This window comes from Acinetobacter sp. G11 (assembly GCF_049808495.1).
Classification (GTDB): Bacteria; Pseudomonadota; Gammaproteobacteria; order Pseudomonadales; family Moraxellaceae; genus Acinetobacter; species Acinetobacter kookii.
This window is the reverse complement of sequence record NZ_JBNCAT010000020.1, coordinates 1-22,577: the sequence shown is the minus strand read 5'-3', so window position 1 is coordinate 22,577 and position 22,577 is coordinate 1. Positions and strand designations below refer to the sequence as shown.

The window sequence follows — 22,577 nt, the reverse complement described above, 5'->3', positions numbered from 1 at the left end:
TCCTCTAATTTTGAATCATCGAAAACATCTTCCTAAATGATTCAGGGTGAAAGTAATGAAAAAAGTTCTGACTACAATTGCGCTTTCTTTATCTGCATTGATGGCAACTTCTGCAATGGCCGCACCGGACCATCGTTATGACGATCATCGTTACAACCATGCACCATCACATCAGGACAAGCGTTGGGATAATAATAACCGTTATGACCACAACCGTTACGACAATAAAAAGCTCAACCCAAGTCGTGACTGGCGTGCTGGCCAGAGTTTCCCACGTTTTTACGACTCATCACGTTATAAAGTCAGCGACCGTGAAGCACGCCGCTTACCCAATGCCAATCGTTATCAACAGTGGTATAAAATCAATGGCGACTATGTATTAGTGAATGAACGTACCGACCGTATTGTGCGCATCATCAACTAAAACCGGTTCAAGTTTCCTCTTCCCTAAAAAAAACACCTGAACGCCATTCGGGTGTTTTTTTATTTTTTAGCTTCCCCCCCGTCATTTTTTGATTAGAATCAAGGAAAGAAATTTTTTAATTTTGAGATAGGTATGCAAACGAATTCATCTGAAACTTCACAAAGCACAAATTTGCAATATGTGCATTGGTTTCGACATTCTGCGCCCTATATCAATGCCCACCGCAACAAAACCTTTGTCATCATGTTTGATGGCGAAGCGGTACAGCATGAAAATTTCCAGCATATTATTCACGACATTGCCCTGCTGCATTCTTTAGGTATTCGTCTGATTCTGGTGCATGGTGCCCGTTCGCAAATCAACCAGAACCTGAAAACCAGCGGTATTCAAACCCCTTTCCATAATCACCGCCGCATTACCACACGAGAATCCTTAAGCTGCGTCATGAATGCGGTGGGATCTATTCGCCTGCAAATTGAAGCCCTGCTTTCCATGGGACTCGCCAACTCACCCATGTACGGCGCCCGTATTGATGTAATCTCGGGCAATTTTGTCACTGCCAAACCCTATGGCATTCGGGACGGCATCGATTTCCAGCTGACGGGTGAAGTTCGTACCGTCGATACCGACGCCATTCAGAGACATCTGAAAAACCACAATATTGTGTTGCTGGGTCCAACTGGCTATTCCAGTACCGGTGAAGTGTTTAATCTGGTGGCAGAAGAAGTCGCGACCAATACCGCCATTCTGCTAAAAGCCGACAAGCTGATCTTTTTGGGGAAACAGCAAGGTCTGGTCAATGAATTTGGACAATTGCAGCGTGAAATAGCCCCGCATCAGCTGGATCGGCAGATCTTGCAATATCAGGATTCCAATCCCGATATTGCCCTGCAATTGCGCGGTGCCAAAAACGCCTCACTGCAAGGGGTACATCGTGTGCATCTGATTTCTTATACTTACGATGGTGCCTTGCTGGAAGAACTGTTTACCCGTGATGGTGCAGGCACCATGATGACCGATGCCCATTATGAAGATGTGCGTACGGCGACCATTCAGGATGTCGGCGGCTTGATGAATCTGCTCCGTCCACTGGAAGCTGAAGGCATTCTGGTGTATCGCTCACGTGAACGATTAGAAAGTGAAATTGAACAGTTTTCCGTTATTGAACGGGATGGCATGATTCTGGCCTGCGCCGCGCTGTACCCTATTCCCACCTCAGCCAATGAAATTAAATCGGCCGAGATTGCCTGTGTCGCGGTCGATCCAACCTATCGTAAATCCAACCGCGGCAGCCAGATTCTGCATTACCTGGAAGACAAGGCCAAAAGCCTGGGCATTCAGCAGCTGTTTGTACTGACCACACGTACTGCACACTGGTTTGTCGAACATGGTTTTGAAGCAGCCAGTGTGGATGACCTGCCCAATGCCCGTCAGGCGCTGTACAACTATCAAAGAAATTCCCTGGTCTTTAAAAAGTCACTTTAAGTCACTACGGTCCCATAGTTGAAGTCCATGTATTAGATTCGCGAGTGTGGCAGGGATGCCACACATTCCCCATCACGACAGGATGTCGTGTATGAGGAATAAAGACTTTTGCCTACTTTTGGTCTGTCAAAAGTAGGGTTTAGCCTACACAGAGCCACTTAAACTTTTAAAGAAAAGACAAGGCTATGAAAAATATAAATATCAAATATTTAAAGATAACAAATCATCATGCTGGTTCAGTATTAAAATAAAATTCAAATTATGGGACAGCAGTGCACTTGAAGTGGCTTTTTTTATGCCTGCTATAGCTTTATTTTTTATATCTTTATCTATGCTTTTGCGAAATTTTTGACGATTTTCTTATGCTGTATTTAAATAACGTTATACCCGCATAAGATTTAAAATTTAAATTATTTAATATCAATATCTTAACAAAATAAAACTGGATATTAAGTTGTCCTGATAAATCACATTTCTGCATAAGTTTTTCTTTTTTTTATTTATCTTTTTTCCTCATTAGAAATTTATCTTTTCTTATTTTTTTCGAAAAAGAAAAGGCTTTAGCGTATGTGTTCAATATTCAACACTTCCTTATTGCGGAGCACACATACATGAGCGCCATTCAAGCAAAATTCTGGGCGAAATCACTGGTCCTTTCTTCAGTAGTTGCTGGCGCAATGATGATGTCAGGTTGCGGAAAAAAAGAAGCTGAAACGGTCACTTTAAATATCGGCTTTCAAAAATATGGCTTGTTACCGATTATTAAAGAACGCGGCACTTTAGAAACGGCATTGAAAGACCAGGGCGTCAATGTGAAATGGGTGGAATTCCCTGCCGGTCCTCAATTGCTTGAAGGCTTAAATGTCGGCAGTGTTGTATTAGGCGAAGCAGGTGAAGCGCCGCCAATTTTCGCGCAGGCCGCCAATTCGAATCTGGTGTATATCGCCAACCAGCCAGCAGCGCCTAAAGCTGAAGCCCTGATTGTACAAAAAGATTCAGCCATTCATAGCATCCAGGATTTAAAAGGCAAACGTGTTGCCCTGAACAAAGGCTCAAATGTTCATTATCTACTGTTAAAAGTGTTAGAAGCCAACAAGCTCACTCTAAATGACATCCAGGTGGTGTACTTGCCGCCTTCGGACGCACGCGCTGCCTTTGAACGGGGTGCGGTCGATGCCTGGGTAATTTGGGATCCGTTCTTTGCTGCTGCAGAAAAGCAGATTGGTGCCCGTGTCATTGCCACCGGTGAAAACCTGGTCAGTAACCATCAGTTCTATCTGGCTGACCGCAAATTTGCCGAGCAGCATCCGGATGTGCTGAAAGCGGTCGTGAATGAACTCAACACCACCACCCAATGGGTATCCCAGCATCAGGACGAAGCCGCCAAGCTGCTGGAAAAACCAACAGGACTGTCTAACGAAATCCTGAAAACCTCCATTTCCCGCATGGGCTTTGGGGTACAACCGATTTCTGCTGAAGTGGTGCAAAAGCAGCAATATGTTGCCGATGCCTTTTATAACCAGAAACTGATTCCAAACAAACTCAATATTCAAGCCGCAATTTTAGCGAAGTAAAGCATAGATAAAACTTAGGGGATTTAACATGACTCAGCATCAGCCACACAAAAAAGCAAACACATGGTTCAAAACCTCCACTCATGGCATGAATGCCCTATTGGTTGCTTGCGCGATGTTGGGTTCAAGCGCCGCCTGGGCTGTGGATCCTTCAGTAAAACAGCTACGCGTCGGTTATCAAAAATCTTCCGTCAATCTGGTGATTGCACAGCAACAAAAGCTGTTTGAACAGGAATTTCCTAATGCAAAAATCACTTGGAATGAATTTCCAGGTGGTCCGCAAATCTTAGAAGCCCTGGCGGTCGGTTCGATTGATATCGGTGCTACAGGGGATACGCCGCCTGTGTACGCTCAGGCAGGCAACAAGCCACTGCATTATTTTGCCTATGAAACGGCAAAACCTTTGGCTTCTGCCATTTTAGTGCCAAGCAACTCCAAAATTACCCAGCTCCGCCAGTTGAAGGGCAAACGTATTGGGGTGCATCGCGGTTCAAGCTCGCATTATTTATTGGTGCAGGCAGTACGCAAAGCTGGTTTGCAATGGACAGATGTTCAACCCATCTGGCTCAGCCCGGCTGATGCACGAGCAGCGTTCCAGAAAGGCGCGATTGATGCCTGGGCCATTTGGGATCCGTACTATGCTGCGGCACAACTGGAAGATAAAGCCAAGGTACTGACTACAGGTAAAGGCTTAAGCCCAAATTACACGTTCTATCTGGCTTCAAATAATTTGGTGAAGAATCATCCTCAGGCACTCAAAGGCATTATCCAGCAAGTGAACGTTGCAGATAAATGGGTACAACACAATAAAGCCGCTACCGCAAGCCTGTTTGCGAAAAGCACAGGTCTGAAACCGGTGGTCAGCCAGACTTTTATCCAGCGCCGTCCGAACCCGTCTGGTGCTGCTCTGCTCAACAAAAAAGTGATTGCCGATCAGCAAGAACTGGCCAACCGTTTTAGCGAACTCAAGATCATTCCAAAATCTATCAATATTCAGCAAGCCGTTTGGGCAGGCAAATAATCTAAGGATCAATGCAATGAAAATTTTCTGGTTTATTCCTACGCATGGTGACAGTCGTTATTTAGGCACAAGCAAAGGCGCCCGTCAGGTCGATCATGCTTATATGAAACAGATTGCGGTCGCGGTAGATAACCTGGGGTATGAAGGCGTACTGATTCCAACCGGCCGTTCATGTGAAGATCCATGGATTACCGCCGCCAGCCTGATCGATGCCACCAAAAACCTGAAATTCCTGGTGGCATTACGTCCAGGCGTGACCACGCCTGCACTGGCTGCGCGTATGGCAGCAACCTTTGACCGTTTGTCTGGCGGTCGCGTTCGGCTGAACCTGGTCACCGGTGGTGATGAGCAAGAGCTGAAAGGTGACGGCGTGTATGAAGATCACGCGACGCGCTATAAAACTGCAGCTGAATACACCACCATCTGGCGTGAAATTTTAAAACGTTCACATACTGGTGAAAGTTTCACTTTCCACGGTGAACATTTAAGTGTCGATGATGCAAAACTGCTTTATCCACCGGTACAGCAGCCTTATCCACCGCTTTGGTTTGGCGGTTCTTCCGATGCAGCCGTGGAATTGGCCACCGACCAGGTCGATACTTACCTGACTTGGGGTGAACCACCGGCAGCCGTGAAAGAAAAAATTGAAAATGTCAGAGCCAAAGCTGCGGCTAAAGGTCGTAGTTTAAGTTACGGTATCCGTTTACACGTGATTGTGCGTGAAACCAATGCACAGGCATGGGCTGCTGCTGAAGAGCTGATTCAATATGTGGATGATGCAACCATTGCGGCTGCACAACAAAAATTCAAGCAGATGGATTCCGTCGGTCAACGCCGTATGGCTGAACTGCACAATGGTGACCGTACTAAACTTGAAGTATCTCCAAACCTTTGGGCAGGCGTAGGCCTGGTTCGTGGCGGTGCAGGTACGGCACTGGTGGGTGACCCTAAAACTGTGGCTGCACGCATTCAGGAATATGCCGATTTAGGCATTGATACCTTCATTTTCTCAGGCTACCCGCATCTGGAAGAGTCCATCCGTTTTGCCGAACTGGTGTTCCCGTTGCTGCCTTTAGAAACCCGTAAAAAACTGGCTCAACCGAACTTGACTGGTCCTTTTGGCGAAATCGTGGCAAATAACTATGTCGCAGATGAGGCCAAGAAGGAAGTGAAACATCAGGAGCCGGCTTAATGAGCAAAAGCATTTCTACGGGAGCCTTGGCCAAACCCAAGGTTTCACGTGGAACACCATTGGGGCAGCGTTTGCTGCCCTGGCTGTTCCCGATTGCGCTGATTCTGGTCTGGCAAATTGCCTCCAGTACCGGGCTGTTAGAAAGCCACATTTTACCTGCACCGACGGCGGTCGTGGCTGCATTCTGGCAGCTGCTGGTCAGTGGTGAACTTTGGCAACACGTGAAGGTGAGTGCCGGACGAGCCCTGCTCGGTTTATTGGTTGGTGGCGGTTTAGGTTTACTGCTCGGCCTGCTGAATGGTTCTTCCAAGACGGCATCCACCCTGCTGGATACCACCTTACAGATGATCCGTAATATCCCGGCTTTGGCACTCATTCCTTTGGTGATTTTATGGTTCGGGATTGATGAATCTGCCAAGCTGTTTCTGGTTGCTGTCGGGGTATTCTTTCCGCTTTATATCAATACCTATCATGGCATTCGTTCAGTCGATCCGCAGCTGATCGAGATGGGCAAAAGTTACGGTTTAACGCGCTGGCAGTTGTATAAAGAAATTATTTTACCGGGTGCGATGCCTTCGATTCTGGTCGGTTTACGTTTTGCACTGGGTCTGGTCTGGGTGCTGCTGATTGTGGCCGAAACCATTTCTGCACAATCCGGGATTGGTTACATGACCATGAATGCACGTGAGTTTTTACAGACTGATGTGGTCCTGGTAGGAATTTTACTGTATGCCCTGCTGGGTAAACTGGCTGATGTACTGGCTGTCGCTTTAGAAAAATACCTGCTCCGTTGGCATGCTGGCTATCAAAAATAAGGAATAAGACATGACTGATTTAAGCATCGGGCGTCATGCATCTGAAGAACGCCCAATACCGCAACAACCTGACCCTACCGATATCAATCCTCATGCTGTAATCGGTGCAGAAATTCTGATTGAACAGCTGCACAAATTCTATGCTGAAGTCAAAGTTCTGGAAGATCTGGACCTGCACATTCAGCCAGGTGAATTCCTGGCCATTGTCGGACGCAGTGGCTGCGGTAAAAGTACCCTGCTGCGTCTGATTGCCGATCTGGAACAACCGAGCTATGGTGAAATCAAGTTTAAATCAGCGCGTCATATTCGCGAAGGCATTACCAGCGATGACATTCGGGTCATGTTCCAGGACCCGCGACTGTTGCCATGGCGGAGTATTGAGCAGAATGTACAGCTGGGTTTACCTAAACACCAGCAAGACAATGCTTCTGCCCTGCTAGAAAAAGTCGGCTTGAAAGACAAAGCGGGCTTGTGGCCATCGCAGCTTTCAGGGGGACAGCGTCAGCGTACGGCACTGGCCCGGGCCTTATCGCATAAACCCCGTATCTTGCTGCTGGATGAGCCCTTAGGAGCACTGGATGCACTCACCCGTCTGGACATGCAGAACCTGATTGAAAAACTCTGGACCGAACAGGGTTTTACCGCAATTCTGGTAACCCATGATGTCAGCGAAGCCGTGCAGCTGGCCGACCGGATTATCCTGTTAGATAAGGGTCATATTGCCCAGCAGTTTAAAGTGGATTTGCCTCGACCACGACAAAAAGATTACGCGTTTAGTGAACTCGAGCAACAAGTATTAAATGCCGTACTGGCGACCTGATTTTTATTTTTGAAACAGGATTTAAAATAAGCGCTTATCAATCCGGAGTTGATTGGCGCTGATCTCAAGATGATGTAAAGGCAAGATAAATAGATTCTTTAATTTTATTTAATGATGGCTCTTCTCCCCAAATAATGCACCACCTACCGGGCCTCAATATTTTAATTTGTAATCTGACTGAAATACTAGAGAATATGCATCGCATACTAAACAGCCATCTTTCTACCTCAATTTTTTACTTTTTTGAATTTATCGTAATTTCATAGCTCATCTACAAAATAAATCATCATTATTCATAAAATTAAAACTTTTGCTTATGCACAAATCTGACGATTTGCCGTACAATTTATGTTTCCCCTTTAATTTTTTAAATTTGCCAATGGAACAAAAAAAGAGTACACAAAAAAGACATCAATTGCTGAATGCTGCACTCGATGTATTTTCCCTTTACGGTTTTAATGGGGCAAGCTTAGACGAGATTGCTCAAATTGCTGAAATGCATAAATCAAATATTTTCTATTATTATGAAAATAAAGAAGCGTTATATGTAGAAGTGCTCACTACCGTTCTACAGAAATGGCTTGCGCCACTGCAAATGCTGGAATCAGAGCTAGAGCCTGAAGAAGCCATCACCAATTATTTATTGCAAAAAATTGAAGTATCGCGTACTCAACCGAAAGCATCCCGTCTGTTTGCATTGGAAGTGATTCAAGGTGCTCCGCATATTTTGCCAATTCTAAAAGGTCCTTTAAAGAAACTGTTCAAGCGCAAGGCTAAAGTGATTAGCACATGGCAAGAACAGGGGAAAATTGCCAAGGAAATTGACCCTGAACTGCTGATTTTGAATATTTGGGCATTAACCCAAAACTATGCAGATTTTGCTGTGCAGATGGAAATGGTCACCGGCAAAACCTTACGCAATCGCAGTATGCAACAACGTTGTATTCACCATACGGTACACATGATGTTATATGGCGTCATTCCCCGTCCATAACTCTTAAATTATCGTCAACGATAGTTTTGGCATACGACCATAGTTTTCTATGGTCGCCGAATTGCCACTTTCACTGTTCTTCTTTTATCGTTTGATATAATTTTGATAGCTTTTGCGCACCCAACAATAAATTTTCTTCCCAATCCAGATGCGCAGTTTCATTCGCCCCATCGGTAATATATTTCACTGAAACAAATCTTACCCCCAGTTTTTTACACACTTTGGCCATGGCATAGCCTTCCATATCGACCAGATGGCATGGCACTTTAGGCAGGCCTGTTTCAAAGCTGTCCCCCGTTCCACAGATGCCTTGAGGCAAATGCTGAAAATAGGACTGCAAATGAATTTCTGCCGGATGGTCCTCATCCATAGGGGTCACCCCGACTGCAAAACCGAGCGGAGAGACATCCATATCCCGTTGCACAAAGGTTGTGACTTCCACCAGTTCATGTGCATTAAAATGTGAACTTCCCGCCGTGCCCAAATTCAGTAAGGTCTTGCAACCGGTCTTGTGAATCACCTCAAAGGCTTTAAAGGCCGCATTGACTTTGCCAATACCGCTGTAATGGACTTCGATGCCTGCCTGCTCAAACAGACCTTTAGATTCACTGGGCAAGGCCATAATTAAAGCCAGATCAGACATAGCAAAACCTTCGTAACGTGCAAATTTAAAGTTGTGCACATTAGAAAAGAATTACCCAGCAAGTGCAAATTTAAAATCGTGAGCATGCTAGCGTGCAAAATTTTAATAGCCCGCATTCACTTGAATATTTGAATTTATTTTTCTTGGCATCACCAAGTTTAAAACCATTCCATGCCAGGAATCTGCTGTATGCGTTTTTTTTACATCCTATTTTTGCAAGAAATTTAATATTTTTTTGTATGAAAACACAACAACAAGACGAAAGCGTAAGATTATGGCAATATATAGCCCTGATAATTTTTCACTTATTGATTCGCCCATGAAGCTGCTCCGCCTGAATGCTTTAGCGCCCAATTTTCAATTGCCAAAAACGGCCGTAACCATTGGTAATTTTGACGGTGTACATTTAGGCCATCAGGCGATGATTAGCCAGTTAAAACAGCTGGCAGCCGCAGAAAATCTAAAAACCCTGGTGATGATTTTCGAGCCGCAACCTCTGGAATTTTTTAAGGGTTATGACGCTCCTCCACGCATCACCTCACTGCGTGAAAAAGTGGAATATCTGACCGAACTGGGCGTGGACTACATTGCCGTTGCAAAATTTGATAACCATTTCCGCAGTCTCAATGCTGAAAGCTTTGCTGAACTGTTAAAACTCAAACTGAATGCCCACAGCCTCGTATTGGGCGATGACTTCCACTTTGGCAAAAACCGTCAGGGCAATAGTGAGTTTTTAAGAGCCTATGGTTTTCAGGTCACCAACTTAACCACGGTTGCACTGGACGGTGAACGCGTCAGTTCGACCCGTATTCGCCAGACCCTGCAAGCAGGCGATTTAGCCCTTGCTGCCAAATTACTCGGCCGTCCCTATAGCATCACCGGTCGGGTACAATACGGTGACCAGATTGGACGAACCCTTGATTTTCCCACCATTAATGTCGCGCTAAACCGTCATAAACCGTGCTTAAAAGGCATTTACGGCGTAGAAGTGGTCTGTGAAACCTCATCGTTAAAAGATAAAGTGAAAGCCGACAATCCTGAAAAATCAGGCATTGCAGGCTATGAACCTACTGCCCTGTTCGGTGCTGGACATGTCGGCACACGACCGGCCATCAAACAAGTCCATCCGGAATGGCGATTAGAAGTACATTTTCCTGATGTTTCTGCTAATCTGTATGGCCTGTTAATGCGGGTGACATTCTTGCACTATTTACATGGCGAAAAGGACTACCCTTCGCTTGAAGCATTAAAAGCCGGAATTGATGATGATGTTGAGAAACTGCTTGAGTTTCGACAAAACACGCCCCATTTTCCCTTTTAAATCCCAGATTTTTTATTGTAAAACGCGTCAGCCCAAGGCTGATTAAATTGGAAGACAACTTGCATGAGCGATAAGCAAACTCCTGAAAATGCAGTGGATTATAAAGCCACGCTAAACCTCCCAGGTACTGAATTTGCAATGAAAGCAAATCTGGCAGTACGTGAAGCAAAATGGTTAGAAGAGTGGTATGCCGACAACATTTATCAGCAGATTCGTGCATCGCGTATTGGCAAGAAAAAATATGTGCTTCATGACGGCCCTCCGTACGCCAACGGTCAAATCCATTTAGGTCACGCAGTCAACAAGGTTTTAAAAGACATCATCATCAAAAGCCGCGTGATGGATGGCTATGATGCTCCTTATGTGCCGGGTTGGGACTGTCACGGTCTGCCAATCGAACTGAAAGTTGAAGAAAAAGTCGGCAAGGTCGGCGTGAAAGTCGATGCCGCAACTTTCCGCAAGCACTGCCGTGAATATGCCTACACCCAGGTTGAATTACAGAAAAAAGACTTCGTGCGTATGGGCGTGTTCGGTGACTGGGACAATCCATACCTCACCATGAACTTCAAGCAAGAAGCCGACATCGTGCGTTCATTAGGTGCCATTGCCAAAGCAGGTCATATCGAACCGGGTTTAAAACCGGTGAACTGGTGTCTGGACTGTGGTTCGGCATTGGCAGAAGCTGAAGTTGAATATGAAGATAAAAAGTCGGATGCGATTGATGTCGGTTTCAGCGTGCTTGACTTGGCAGACCTGTCTGCACGTTTAGGCGTTCAAGTGACTGACCGCACTGACATCGTGATCTGGACCACAACACCTTGGACATTGCCTGCCAACCAGGCGGTTGCCCTGCATGCTGAAATTGAATATCAATTGGTCAAAGCACGTGGTGAAGACAAACAACCTCAAAACTTTATCTTGGCGAAAGATCTGGTTGAATCTGCTACTGAACGTTATGACTTTACAACCGTTGAAGTGATTGCCGATTTTGCAGGTAGTAAACTTGAGAATCTGGTCCTACAACATCCGTTAATTAATGATCGCCAAGTACCGGTGATTTTGGGTGAACACGTCATTGCAACTAGCGGTACCGGTGCAGTACATACGGCGCCTGGCCACGGTGTGGACGACTATAAAGTTGGCTTGCAATATAACCTGAAAGTTGACAATCCAGTCGGTGGTAATGGTGTTTACCTGCCAACTTCCCCTATTTTTGCCGGCGAACACATTTATAAAGCCAATCCCAAAATCATTGAAGCATTAAGTGAAGCGGGCAAACTTTGGGCACATCACCCAATCAAGCACAGCTACCCGCACTGCTGGCGCCATAAAACCCCGATTATCTTCCGTGCAACACCGCAATGGTTCATCAGCATGGATGCCAAAGGTTTACGCCAAGGCGCATTGAACGCGATTGAAAATGAAATCAGCTTCGTGCCGGATTGGGGTAAAAACCGTATTCAGGCGATGATTGAAGGCCGTCCGGACTGGTGTATCTCACGTCAACGTACCTGGGGCGTGCCAATTCCATTCTTTGTACACAAAGACACCAACGAATTGCATCCACGTACACCTGAACTGATTGAAGAAGTTGCAAAACTGATCGAACAGGAAGGCATTGATGGCTGGTACAACCGCGATGCTGCTGACTTTATTGGTATAGATGCAGAACACTACAATGCGGTACGCGATACGCTGGACGTGTGGTTCGACTCGGGTACAACCCACTACGCCGTACTTCGTGAACGTGAAGAACTGCAAGACCCTGCGGATTTGTACCTGGAAGGTTCAGACCAGCACCGTGGCTGGTTCCAGTCTTCATTGCTGACTTCAATTGCGATTAACGAACGCGCACCGTACAAAGGCTTGTTGACACACGGCTTCGTGGTCGATGAAAAAGGCCGCAAGATGTCGAAGTCGTTGGGTAACATCATCACCCCACAAGACATCATTAAAGACATGGGTGCAGACGGCTTACGCTTCTGGATCGCATCTGCGGATTACCGTTATGAAATGACGGCTGGTAAGGAAATCTTTAGCCGTGCTTCGGACGGTTACCGCCGTATCCGTAATACCTTGCGTTTCTTGCTGGCAAACCTGAACGGCTTCCAGCCTGCAACCGATGCTTTGCAAGTCGATCAATTGATTGCCTTGGATCAATACATCCTGCAACGCGCAAGCGACGTACAAAAAACCATTCAGCAAGCTTATGAAGATATGAACTTCCATATCGTCACGAACGCGCTGACCAACTTCTGTATTAACGACCTGGGTGGTTTCTATCTCGACATCATCAAAGACCGTCAATACACCACCAAGGCAGATTCACAGGCACGTCATTCTGCCCAAACTGCGCTGTATCACCTGGTCCAGGCCTTTGTACGCTGGATGGCGCCAATCTTGAGCTTTACCGCACAAGAAGCTTGGCCTTTAATTCCAGGTCAAAGCGAGAAATACGTATTCACCGCGGAATGGTATGACATTCCGGTGGCTTCAACTGCGAACCTGGTTTCAGAAGCCGACTGGCAGACTTTAATTAGCGTTAAGTCTGCGGTGAACAAGCAAATTGAAGCAGCGCGTAATGCCAAACTGATTGGTTCTAACCTGTCTGCCAAAGTTGAACTGTGGGCCAATGCCGAATTGAAAGCGGTACTGGATCAGTTAAACGATGAACTTCGTTTTGTCCTGATTACTTCACAAGTGGCAGTAAATGCCTTTGATGAAGCACAAGGCGAAGCAAGCGATCTGGAAGGTTTACGTGTGAAAGTTTCAGCGGCCGATGGTGAAAAATGTGCACGCTGCTGGCATGTCCTGCCTGATGTGAATACACATCATGAACATCCAGGTCTTTGTTCTCGTTGTATTATTAACCTTCCTACAGGTCAAGGCGAAGAGAGAAAGTATGCCTAATCCGCAAAACAAAAAGGGCTTATTTCAGTTCTACCCGCACAATCTTGTGTGGGTCGGATTATCCATTGTGGCGATTATTCTGGATCAATGGACCAAATGGTTTGCAACGACCCATCTGAACTATGCAGATCCGGTCCCTGTACTGCCCTTTTTAAACTGGACATTGCTACATAACTATGGCGCAGCCTTTAGTTTCTTGTCCGATGCCGGTGGATGGCAACGTTATTTCTTTACTTCACTGGCAGCATTAGTGTCTGTGATTTTTGTATTTTGGCTGATGCGGATGCCGAAAAAAATCGTGATTTTACCTATGGCGATTGCCCTGATTTTAGGTGGCGCCATCGGTAACCTGATTGACCGGGTCACCTTGGGTTATGTGGTCGATTTTATTCACGTTTACTACAACAACAGCCACTTTCCTGCTTTTAATATTGCCGATAGTGCCATTACCGTGGGAACTATCTTGCTCCTGATCGATACGTTTTTCCTGGAAAAACACCGTATTCAACGTGCGGAAGCGCAACAAAATGACTGAAATTATTAATCCTAATGAAGAAACCCGAATTGCAGCAGGCTCTAAAGTTGAGCTGCATTTTTCGGTCGCTATTGAAAATGGCGTGGAAATTGACAACACCCGCAGCCGTGAAACGCCTGTCAGCCTGGTAATGGGTGATGGCAGTTTGTTGCCGGGCTTCGAAAAAGCCCTGTTTGGTCTACGTGCCGGGGACCGTCGTACCGTGAGCCTTCCTCCTGAAGAGGCTTTTGGTCCATGGAATCCTGAAAACGTACAAAAGTTTGACACGGTTAAATTCGAACAGACACCTGTTGTGGGTCATATGATTGAGTTTGAAGATAAAGCCAAGCAAAGCCTGTTTGGTGTGGTGAAATCGGTCGGTGAAGACATTACCGAAATTGACTTTAACCACCCGCTTGCCGGTAAGGATATTACTTTTGAAGTGGAAATCTTTAAAGTAACGCCTGCGGGTCAGCAAGGCATTAAAATTATGTAAGGTTTCAGCCCTATACCTTTCAAAGCTCCTTCGGGAGCTTTTTATTTTCTGTTTTTATCACAGGCTAGAAGATACAAATCCCTAATATTCAATAAATAACATTCATAATAAGTTAAAGACGAAAATTCAAAAAACTAGGGATCATACATGAAAATATATATTGTCGTGGGTAGCGTGCGTGAAGGGCGGACCGCCATTAAAGTGGCACGCTGGGTAAAGCGCAGTATAGATCAGGCCAATTTTAGTACCGTTCAGGCCGAACTGGTCGATTTAAAAGAATGGAATCTGCCGATTTTTGCCGGCAGCCATCCGCCCATAACAGGCATTTATGATCAACCCAAACAACAAGACTGGGCAGATAAAGTGGCTTCGGGCGATGCCTTTATTTTTATCAGTCCTGAATATAATCATGGCTACAGTCCGGCGCTTAAAAATGCACTCGATTACGTCGGTAAAGAATGGCAAGGCAAACCGGCTGCCTATATTGGCTACGGTGCAACCAATGGTTCCCGTTCCATAGACCAGATTCGCCAGGTCGGCACACAACTCGGTTTAATCGACAGTAATGCGGTCATTGAAATTCGCGATATTTTTTCACGTAATAAAACCGAAGAATTTGAACCGAATGAGTTTGACCAGAAAACCTTAAAGGACGTGCTGAATAAACTGATTCGATACGTAAGTTCTTGATGTTTTCGAAAACGTTGTACGTTTAAGCTTACAAGATTTGAAGAATATATCTCCTTTTCACACATTATTTTTCACGATATATTTAACTCATACCGAGACAGGAAGTCTCTAAGCTTAAAACTAAAAAGATAAGCGAAAATAACAGCAGGATGCTGCAAGGTACGACAGGAGTTATACCTTAGAATGAATATGAAAAACCCCGACAGGATGTCGGGGTTTTTTCTTTATACATGATTGTGATCTGACTGACCATTTATCGAAAACTTGAACCCAAACGATCAAAATTTACATGAGATGCAAATTTCAAACTCTATAATTACACCCATGCAAAAATGAGGAATCAAAGGAATAATCCTCAGAATTATTTCAGCCGTCCTGAACAAAACAATAAAAATGCTTGAGAGAAAAGAGATGCAATTAGAACATCGCTTGCTGAACAATTACGCTAAATTGTTTATTACCCCTGAAAACGGCAATACAGCGCTTGACCTGGCCCAATATATTGAACGGAATCTTGAACAGCTGATGCACCAGTTGCATCAATACGGCATTTTGATTTTCCGTGGATTTAACATCCAACATACCGACGAATTTCATCACCTGATTGAACAGCAATTTAAATTCCAGCCCTGGAATGCTTTTAACCCCAATATACCGAGTTGAGTCGCCTCCTGGATGCGTAAATACAGTGAAAGCATTTTAGGTGCGGGCGATTATCGGCGTTATATCGACCGTAATACCGTTCAGCTCGGGCCTATAGAAAATTCCATATAGGGTGGTCCGCATGTTGAAGGTGGCGTTCGTTCGGAACGCTCACGCTATATTGCCTTATATTGTCAGGAACCTTCTACTTATCTGGCAGAAACAGGCTTTAACAATCTGGAACAGATTTGGGAAAACTTTCCCGAAACAGTGAAACAAAAATACCTGGGAACCTGGAATCATTTTTCTTATGTTTCATCACGCAAGGTCAATTTTATTGACCGGATCTTGCTGAAAAAAGTCCGTCCAACCTTGGGCATTTGCCAACAATACCAATCCGTTTGCCTATCAGGCGGCACAAAACTGCTTTGAAAATCGCGGTGATATTCAGCTGGATTCAACCGCTGATGGCATGCAGCTGACCTGGGAAATTTTTAACCAGCAAGGTGAGCAAGTGGAATGGAACGATCAAGACAAGCAGGCCTTTTTTGATGCCATGTACCGGGATGCCCTGTTACTACAATGGCAGAAAGGTGATGTAGCCATTGTGGATAATATCAAGATCGCCCATTGGCGCATGAATGGCGAACAAGGCAACCGTAACCTAATCCAGATACAGGCCAATGCATTTAATGCAGATGAGCACTACGCCGCCTGATTCCAGGCAATCCTGAATATCCATTATTTCCAAAGTCCCACCCGGGGCTTTTCAATTGTATAAGCCGTATTATTTCGCAGTCATTTTCAGCAATCTGGCATTTTGGCCATCTTCCAGCACCCAAATAGAGCCATCCGGGGCTTCCAGCACATCACGGATACGTTGCTTCATATCTACGCGCTGTACTTCAGTCACAGGTTTCATCGCTGTATCCACCACCACAATGGATTTGGAAGATAGACCGCTAATCAGGGCCTTATCTTTCCATGCAGGAAATTGGGAACCCTGATAAAAAATCAGGCTGGATGGAGAGATGACGGGTGTCCAGCTGATTTCAGGTGCTTTAAATTCAGGGCGGGTATGATGGTCAGGAATATCTCGGCCATCATAATGATCGCCATTTGAAACCAGCGGATAACCGTAATTTTCACCTTTTACAATCAGGTTCAGTTCATCGCCACCTTTGGGACCCATTTCGACCACCCAAAGTTTGCCTTGTGCATCAAATGCAATGCCTAATGGATTACGATGCCCCAACGACCAGACCTGTTTTGCAATTTCGCCCTGACGGCTAAACGGATTACCTGCAGCAGGCGTTCCATCTTCATTAAGACGCAATATTTTGCCTAAATTGGATTGCATATTTTGCGCCGGATCAAACTTCTGGCGTTCACCCGAGCTAATCCATAACTTTCCATCCTGACCAAACAGGAGCCGATGGGCATAATGTCCCTGCCCTTGTACTTTAGGTACCTGTTTCCATATGGTTTTTAAATTTTTAACTTGCGGTTGCTGAACATTAGATAAATCTAATTCACCCCGGGCAACCACAGCCCCGTAGCCGCCTTGTCCTGCTTCAGCATAACTAAAGTAAATGATATGGTTCTGTTCAAATTGTGGATGCAAAGCAATATCGCCCAAGCCGCCTTGCCCACCATAAGCCACTTTAGGTATGCCTTTGACTTCAACTTTTTGTCTGGTTTTGGGGTCAAATAACTGTAACTTTCCCTTTCTTTCAGTGACCAGTAAACGGCCATCCTTCAGCCCTGCGATGGCCCAGGGTTCATTAAATTCTACGATGCGCGTCAGTTTATACGTTTGATTGACTGAACCTGAAGAAGGTTTGGAAGATGCAGTTTCTGCGGCTGACTTGGCTGCCGGATTGACAGCGTCAGTTTGTGCATTGCATGCGGTTAAACCTGATGTACTGATCAATATGATGGTGCTCAGCATACGCTGTCGGAATATTTTCATTCTGATTATCCTCTGCCATTCAAAGAGCTCACCCGGTTTATTTTAAGTACAATATTGAAAATCACTATTTTTTATTGGTAACAAACTTTCATTTGGTCTGGTGGGTTATGTAAGACATAGCGTACACAAAATGGTTCTATTGGCCTCTATCTCCTTCAAGATAAATTTCTTATTCTGAACTCATCAGGAGACAGGAAGTTTCCCAAACAGAAAACAACAATAATAATGTTTGAGCATCAGGACGTGAGGTACGACAGGAGTCATACCTAGGCAACCCATATAAAGAAGCCCTATCAGGATGATGGGGCTTCTTTTTTATCAGGATAATCCTTTTAAGCTTTTAAGGTAAGCTACGACTTCTTTATTGCCTGCCATTTCAGCAAGCTCCAAAGCGGTATAGGTACTGCGATGATCCACATCTGCGCCTTTACTGATCAATAGTTTAACGACTTCTAAGTGATCATTTTCAGCTGCTGCATGTAAGGCGCTATAGCCTTCTTCATCGGCAGAGTTGACATCCAGACCTTCCTGTAAGGCCTGTTCAACCTGGTCGATGTCGCCTAGCGATGCCCAGTACACCAGTTCAGGAAGATGCAGTTCATCGTCATCTTCAGGGATGGGGGAGAATGAGTTGAGTTTCATAAATAAAAGCCTAAATATATTTGTTTAACTTATTTGAACTTATTCACTACATGATTTCAATTCAGTTTTTATAAAGGTCACAATATGAAGTGCCATAACCTGAGTACAATTTAAAATTTCTAAAATAACAGTATGATCAAATTTATTAACATCATAACGATCCTCAACCTTAGGAAATTTTTCTATTACTTTCCTTAAACTATTTAATTTTTTGTAATCAGTTATTTTAATAACCTGATCAAAAGCACTTGCCAACTTATGGTTGAATTTTGTTCTCATTTCGTCATCATTTAACCGTAGTTTGAAAAAAATTAAAGCTTTCAGAAAGTTCTCGAATGAGTTTCTAAAATTTAATGCTGCTCGGCTTATACCATAACCGCTTAATAAAATTTCAATTCCTGCTCTTAATTCATCATTAGCTGAACCAAGCCATTTTTTTAATCCTTCATTATCTTCAATCAAACTTAAAACTTCCTCAAAAGTCAAAACATAATTAAGGCTTAAAATAAAATGTTGCTGAAATTTTTGATAAGATTTTTTTGATTGCACTAGCTGATTCTTTATAGCCTCAGGTATTTCTAAATATTGTTCTATATCGTTTAAAAGAGGTGTACCAGCTATAAAGGGAATTTTTAATAACCAAAATTCACCATCGTAATAAAAAGGAAATCTATTTTTAATGATAAAATTCTGACTTCCTGGTTTTGTTACTTTCTCAAACCACTCATAGACATATCTTGCCTCTACAGAATTAAAATCTGTATCAACTATCTCCAAACACATACGTCTATAGGCTTCAGATGCTCTAGTACGATGAGGAATTCCTCTTTTAATAAATTCATCGTTTAAGTTATTTAGCCATTCCTCAGAAATCATTTTATACTCTGGTTATTTAATTATTTTAAAGATTTTAGAGCTATTAAAAAATAAAAAAAGCCCCCTTTCGGAGGCTTCTTTTTTAAACTTAACTTTTAAGCTTTAGACACCGCCGGTTCAACTGAACCAATCTTTTCAGACTCATCGTCATGCATAATCAATGCAACTGCAATCGCAGTAATTAGCACCGGTAAGCCGACTGCAATGAAGTTGAAATGTGCAGGTAGGTTCATGCCCAGTAAGCCGCCAATCAGGATCGGCCCTACAATCGCGCCCATACGACCAATCGCAGACGACCAGCCAATACCCGTTGAACGTACTGCAAGTGGGTAGAACTGCGCAACATAGCTATATAGCAACATTTGCGAACCAATTGATGCTGCACCCGCCAGGAACACCAAGATGTAAAGTAAGAACTGGTTAGACGCAAAGCCCATTGAGCTCATCACAACCGCGCCCATCATACCCAGAACCATCAATACCGGTTTCAAGTGGAAACGGTCAGCCAGAATACCACCGCCCACAATACCGACAACCGCACCCACGTTCATGACCATCATAAACATCAGGCTGTTATCCATCGAGTAACCAGCCGCCATCATCAGCTTCGGTAACCAGCTGCTCAAGGCATACATGGTCAGCAAGCAGGTGAAGAATGCAACCCAGAACAATAAGGTATTGGTTGCACGGCCACGACGGAACAAGCTCACTACGTTTGCCGCTTCAGGTACATTTTCCTGTGGCAAAGTAAATGTGGTCTGGTCCGTAACCTTGGTATTTGGAGACAGGCGATGCACAATACGACGTGCTTCAGCCTGCTTGTTTTGCTTTACCATAAACGATAAAGATTCAGGCAAGAATTTCCAGATTACAGGCAGTAAAAATAAAGGAATACCGGCAATAAAGAACATGATTTGCCAACCAAAATCAGGCGTAAACCATGAACCTAATAATGCCGCCATCACACCACCAACCGCATAACCGCTAAACATGGTGGTCACAAGTGTGCTGCGCATTTTTTGTGGGGCATATTCAGAAGTCAGCGCCACCAGGTTTGGCATCACACCGCCAATACCCAGACCAGCCAGGAAGCGTAAAATACCAAATTCAGTTGGGTTAGAAGCAAAACCACCAGCAAAGGTTAAACCGCTAAATAAAACAATACAGATCATGATTACTTTTTTACGACCAATCTTGTCCGCCAAGGAACCGAAGATCATCGCACCAAACATCATGCCTGCAAGAGCTGTACTGGCAAGCATTCCAGCTTGAACGGCACTTAAGCCCCAGTCCTTCATTAATAGTGGTAAAGTTACACCATTAATTGCCAAATCATAACCATCAAATAAAATTACCAGTAAACACCAAGCAACTACATTGAAGTGAAAAGGCGTAAATTTCGCATTGTCGACTACAGAATTTATATCTACAGTTTCCATTGTCATCGTTCTCATCTCCCATGAGTACTTGTCCGTAACATCCTTTAAATATTCGGCTGAATATTTAATTCGACGCAATATACGCAAGCCGGATTTAACGCACAATAAGACTAATTGATATTCTTCTATGAGCACTGGAATAACATTTATTTGATTGATATATCACATTATTATTAGATTAATTTATGATCATTTTTATAAGTAAATTGGGCTATTCAGGCCTTTTAGATCGATTATCTTTTTTGATGGGTTTGATTTTGTACAAAAGATATGCAAAAGCCCCTTAATTCAAAGGGGCTTTTTTAACTGGATGGACCAATGACGGCAGTTTAAATTTTGGCTGTTTTCAATTGTTTCACTACAACGCGAACAGGTTTTGGTTGACGAATCATTGAAATAGCGATCATGCCGATAATGCCTGGAATTGCAACCGCGATAAAGTTCCATTTATGTGGTAATTCCATACCAAGCAGCATACCAATCACGATTGGACCAACAATTGCACCGGTACGTCCCACAGCAGAAGCCCAACCAATACCAGTAGAACGTACTGCAACAGGATAGTATTGAGCAACAAAGCTATATAACAAGATACTTGTACCAATCGATGATGCACCTGCCAAGCTGACAAGTAAGTAAATAACAGGCTGTGGAGAATTAAAGCCTAAACCAACCAAAGACAGTACACCGACAATTAACATGCCAATAAGAACAGGTTTAAAGTCAAAACGGTCTGCTAAAATACCACCACCAATCGTTCCGATCACTGCACCAATATTCAGTGCTAATAAGAACATTAAACTGCTGCCTAAAGAATAACCTGCAGCCATCATCAGTTTTGGTAACCAACTTCCAAGTGCGTAAAGCATAAGTAAGCACATGAAGAAAGCAACCCAAAATAAGAATGTTCCTGTTGCACGATTTTCTGAAAATAAAGCTTTTACAGATGCACTGTGTGTCTGATCGCCTGTTGCTAGAACGAGTTCAGTATCTGCTCGTACGTCTGCAGTTGGCTCAACTCGTTTGATAAAACGACGTGCTTCATTCATTTTTTGTTCTTTAACCAGGAAAGTTAAAGACTCAGGTAAGAATTTCCAAAAAAGTGGCACAAAAAGTAATGGAATACCTGCAATGAAGAACATAATTTTCCAGCCAAAGCTTGGTGCAAACCAGGAACCACATAATGCAGCCATAATACCGCCTACGGCATAACCACTAAACATTGTGGTTACAAGTGTACTTTTTAAACGTTTAGGCGCATATTCAGATGTTAAAGCAACGAGATTCGGTAATACGCCACCAATCCCTAAACCTGCAATAAAACGTAAAATACCAAACTCTGTTGGATTCGTTGCAAATCCACCTAAAAATGTAAAACCACTAAATAAAGAGACGCAAATTAAAATAACTTTTTTACGACCAATTTTGTCTGCAAGCATACCAAACAGCATTGCTCCAAACATCATGCCAGCGAGTGCTGTACTTGCCAGCATACCGGCTTGAACAGCACTCATGCCCCACTCCTGCATCAGCAGAGGCAGAACCACACCATTGATCGCTAAATCATATCCGTCAAATAGAACAATGAATAAACACCATAATACAATGCTCAAGTGAAATTTAGTGAATTTTGCCTGATCAATCACATCATTCACACTAACCGTGTTTGCTGCCATTTTTTTCTCACCTCCAATTGTGAGTTTTAATTAATTGTTATTACTACGACACAGCACATGATCTGTAATCTTTTTATTATTTTCGATGATTTATAGCAGTATGCTTTCGTAACAGACTCAGTTGAACACAGCCATTTTCGAGTAAACACTCTACTAAAGTATTAAAAATGACCAGAATTCTAGACCCTTGAGTTTAGTTTTTAACCATTTTTAAATTGACAATGCTGAATTGGGGGCCAGGAAAGTAAAATTGAATTGTTCTTTTTAAATCATTCTTCTTTTTAATAAAACTCCACGCATAAAAAAAGCCCCCTCATTAGAGGGGGCTTTTTAGAATAATGAGCTGGCGATGACTTACTCTCACATGGGTAATCCCACACTACCATCAGCGCTAAGAGGTTTCACTTCTGAGTTCGGGAAGGGATCAGGTG

The 22,577-nt window shown here is 43.9% G+C and carries 22 protein-coding genes and 1 rRNA gene; 16 read left to right on the top strand and 7 right to left on the bottom strand.

The window, feature by feature from the left end; all coding sequences use genetic code 11:
* Positions 1-55 precede the first annotated feature (55 nt).
* The 8 genes from ACPUEY_RS09015 (at position 56) to ACPUEY_RS08980 (ending at position 8,325) form a co-directional block, all read left to right on the top strand.
* Positions 56-424 (top strand): RcnB family protein, encoded by a 369-nt coding sequence (locus ACPUEY_RS09015; RefSeq protein WP_131274238.1) that lies wholly within the window; start codon positions 56-58, stop codon positions 422-424.
* 132 nt (positions 425-556) lie between these two features.
* Entirely contained in the window at positions 557-1,909 is a 1,353-nt protein-coding gene (argA, locus tag ACPUEY_RS09010) for an amino-acid N-acetyltransferase (RefSeq protein ID WP_092820583.1), read from the top strand.
* 611 nt (positions 1,910-2,520) lie between these two features.
* The gene (locus ACPUEY_RS09005; protein WP_092820581.1) at positions 2,521-3,483 is read left to right on the top strand and encodes a sulfonate ABC transporter substrate-binding protein; all 963 of its coding nucleotides are present in this window, start codon (positions 2,521-2,523) and stop codon (positions 3,481-3,483) included.
* An 88-nt stretch (positions 3,484-3,571) separates the two neighbouring features.
* Positions 3,572-4,504, top strand: coding sequence for a sulfonate ABC transporter substrate-binding protein (locus ACPUEY_RS09000; protein ID WP_425121877.1), 933 nt, complete (start codon positions 3,572-3,574; stop codon positions 4,502-4,504).
* 16 nt (positions 4,505-4,520) lie between these two features.
* A complete protein-coding gene (gene ssuD, locus ACPUEY_RS08995; protein WP_425121861.1) occupies positions 4,521-5,696 on the top strand; it encodes an FMNH2-dependent alkanesulfonate monooxygenase in 1,176 nt (391 codons plus the stop codon).
* Positions 5,696-6,511, top strand: coding sequence for an aliphatic sulfonate ABC transporter permease SsuC (ssuC, locus tag ACPUEY_RS08990; protein WP_425121860.1), 816 nt, complete (start codon positions 5,696-5,698; stop codon positions 6,509-6,511). The genes ssuD and ssuC overlap by 1 nt, the downstream gene beginning before the upstream one ends.
* A gap of 10 nt (positions 6,512-6,521) precedes the next feature.
* A complete protein-coding gene (locus ACPUEY_RS08985) occupies positions 6,522-7,331 on the top strand; it encodes an ABC transporter ATP-binding protein (protein ID WP_425121859.1) in 810 nt (269 codons plus the stop codon).
* Positions 7,332-7,710: 379 nt separating this feature from the next.
* Positions 7,711-8,325, top strand: a complete 615-nt coding sequence (locus ACPUEY_RS08980; protein WP_092820571.1) for a TetR/AcrR family transcriptional regulator — start codon at positions 7,711-7,713, stop codon at positions 8,323-8,325.
* A gap of 70 nt (positions 8,326-8,395) precedes the next feature.
* Here the strand turns inward: ACPUEY_RS08980 and ACPUEY_RS08975 are convergent, their stop codons facing one another.
* Complete coding sequence (locus ACPUEY_RS08975) at positions 8,396-8,968, bottom strand: 5'-nucleosidase (protein ID WP_131274243.1); 573 nt, start codon at positions 8,966-8,968, stop codon at positions 8,396-8,398.
* Positions 8,969-9,287: 319 nt separating this feature from the next.
* On the opposite strand from ACPUEY_RS08975, the gene ribF reads away from it, so the two are divergent.
* From ribF to ACPUEY_RS08935, 8 genes are all read left to right on the top strand, one after another.
* Complete coding sequence (gene ribF, locus ACPUEY_RS08970; protein ID WP_425121858.1) at positions 9,288-10,289, top strand: riboflavin biosynthesis protein RibF; 1,002 nt, start codon at positions 9,288-9,290, stop codon at positions 10,287-10,289.
* 63 nt (positions 10,290-10,352) lie between these two features.
* Positions 10,353-13,199, top strand: a complete 2,847-nt coding sequence (gene ileS / locus ACPUEY_RS08965) for an isoleucine--tRNA ligase (protein ID WP_425121857.1) — start codon at positions 10,353-10,355, stop codon at positions 13,197-13,199.
* Positions 13,192-13,734: a signal peptidase II gene (gene lspA, locus ACPUEY_RS08960; RefSeq protein WP_086196606.1), complete on the top strand. Its 543-nt coding sequence runs from the start codon at positions 13,192-13,194 to the stop codon at positions 13,732-13,734. Before ileS ends, lspA begins: the two co-directional genes overlap by 8 nt.
* Positions 13,727-14,209, top strand: a complete 483-nt coding sequence (locus ACPUEY_RS08955) for an FKBP-type peptidyl-prolyl cis-trans isomerase (protein ID WP_092820565.1) — start codon at positions 13,727-13,729, stop codon at positions 14,207-14,209. Before lspA ends, ACPUEY_RS08955 begins: the two co-directional genes overlap by 8 nt.
* Before the next feature lie 147 nt (positions 14,210-14,356).
* The gene (locus ACPUEY_RS08950) at positions 14,357-14,899 is read left to right on the top strand and encodes an NADPH-dependent FMN reductase (RefSeq protein ID WP_425121856.1); all 543 of its coding nucleotides are present in this window, start codon (positions 14,357-14,359) and stop codon (positions 14,897-14,899) included.
* A 411-nt stretch (positions 14,900-15,310) separates the two neighbouring features.
* The gene (locus ACPUEY_RS08945; protein ID WP_425121855.1) at positions 15,311-15,562 is read left to right on the top strand and encodes a hypothetical protein; all 252 of its coding nucleotides are present in this window, start codon (positions 15,311-15,313) and stop codon (positions 15,560-15,562) included.
* 249 nt (positions 15,563-15,811) lie between these two features.
* Positions 15,812-15,973 (top strand): hypothetical protein, encoded by a 162-nt coding sequence (locus ACPUEY_RS08940; protein ID WP_425121854.1) that lies wholly within the window; start codon positions 15,812-15,814, stop codon positions 15,971-15,973.
* A gap of 40 nt (positions 15,974-16,013) precedes the next feature.
* On the top strand, positions 16,014-16,259 hold the full coding sequence (locus tag ACPUEY_RS08935; protein ID WP_425121853.1) for a hypothetical protein: 246 nt from the start codon (positions 16,014-16,016) through the stop codon (positions 16,257-16,259).
* A 69-nt stretch (positions 16,260-16,328) separates the two neighbouring features.
* Here ACPUEY_RS08935 and ACPUEY_RS08930 read toward each other — a convergent pair whose 3' ends face one another.
* The 6 genes from ACPUEY_RS08930 to rrf form a co-directional block, all read right to left on the bottom strand.
* On the bottom strand, positions 16,329-17,513 hold the full coding sequence (locus ACPUEY_RS08930) for a PQQ-dependent sugar dehydrogenase (protein WP_425121852.1): 1,185 nt from the start codon (positions 17,511-17,513) through the stop codon (positions 16,329-16,331).
* A 318-nt stretch (positions 17,514-17,831) separates the two neighbouring features.
* Positions 17,832-18,155, bottom strand: a complete 324-nt coding sequence (locus tag ACPUEY_RS08925; RefSeq protein ID WP_425121851.1) for an ankyrin repeat domain-containing protein — start codon at positions 18,153-18,155, stop codon at positions 17,832-17,834.
* A gap of 39 nt (positions 18,156-18,194) precedes the next feature.
* The gene (locus tag ACPUEY_RS08920; RefSeq protein ID WP_425121850.1) at positions 18,195-19,031 is read right to left on the bottom strand and encodes a hypothetical protein; all 837 of its coding nucleotides are present in this window, start codon (positions 19,029-19,031) and stop codon (positions 18,195-18,197) included.
* Between the two features lie 95 nt (positions 19,032-19,126).
* Positions 19,127-20,476 (bottom strand): aromatic acid/H+ symport family MFS transporter, encoded by a 1,350-nt coding sequence (locus ACPUEY_RS08915; RefSeq protein WP_425121849.1) that lies wholly within the window; start codon positions 20,474-20,476, stop codon positions 19,127-19,129.
* 323 nt (positions 20,477-20,799) lie between these two features.
* On the bottom strand, positions 20,800-22,146 hold the full coding sequence (locus ACPUEY_RS08910; protein ID WP_092820555.1) for an MFS transporter: 1,347 nt from the start codon (positions 22,144-22,146) through the stop codon (positions 20,800-20,802).
* A gap of 341 nt (positions 22,147-22,487) precedes the next feature.
* Positions 22,488-22,577, bottom strand: a 5S ribosomal RNA gene (gene rrf / locus ACPUEY_RS08905); the annotation flags it as partial.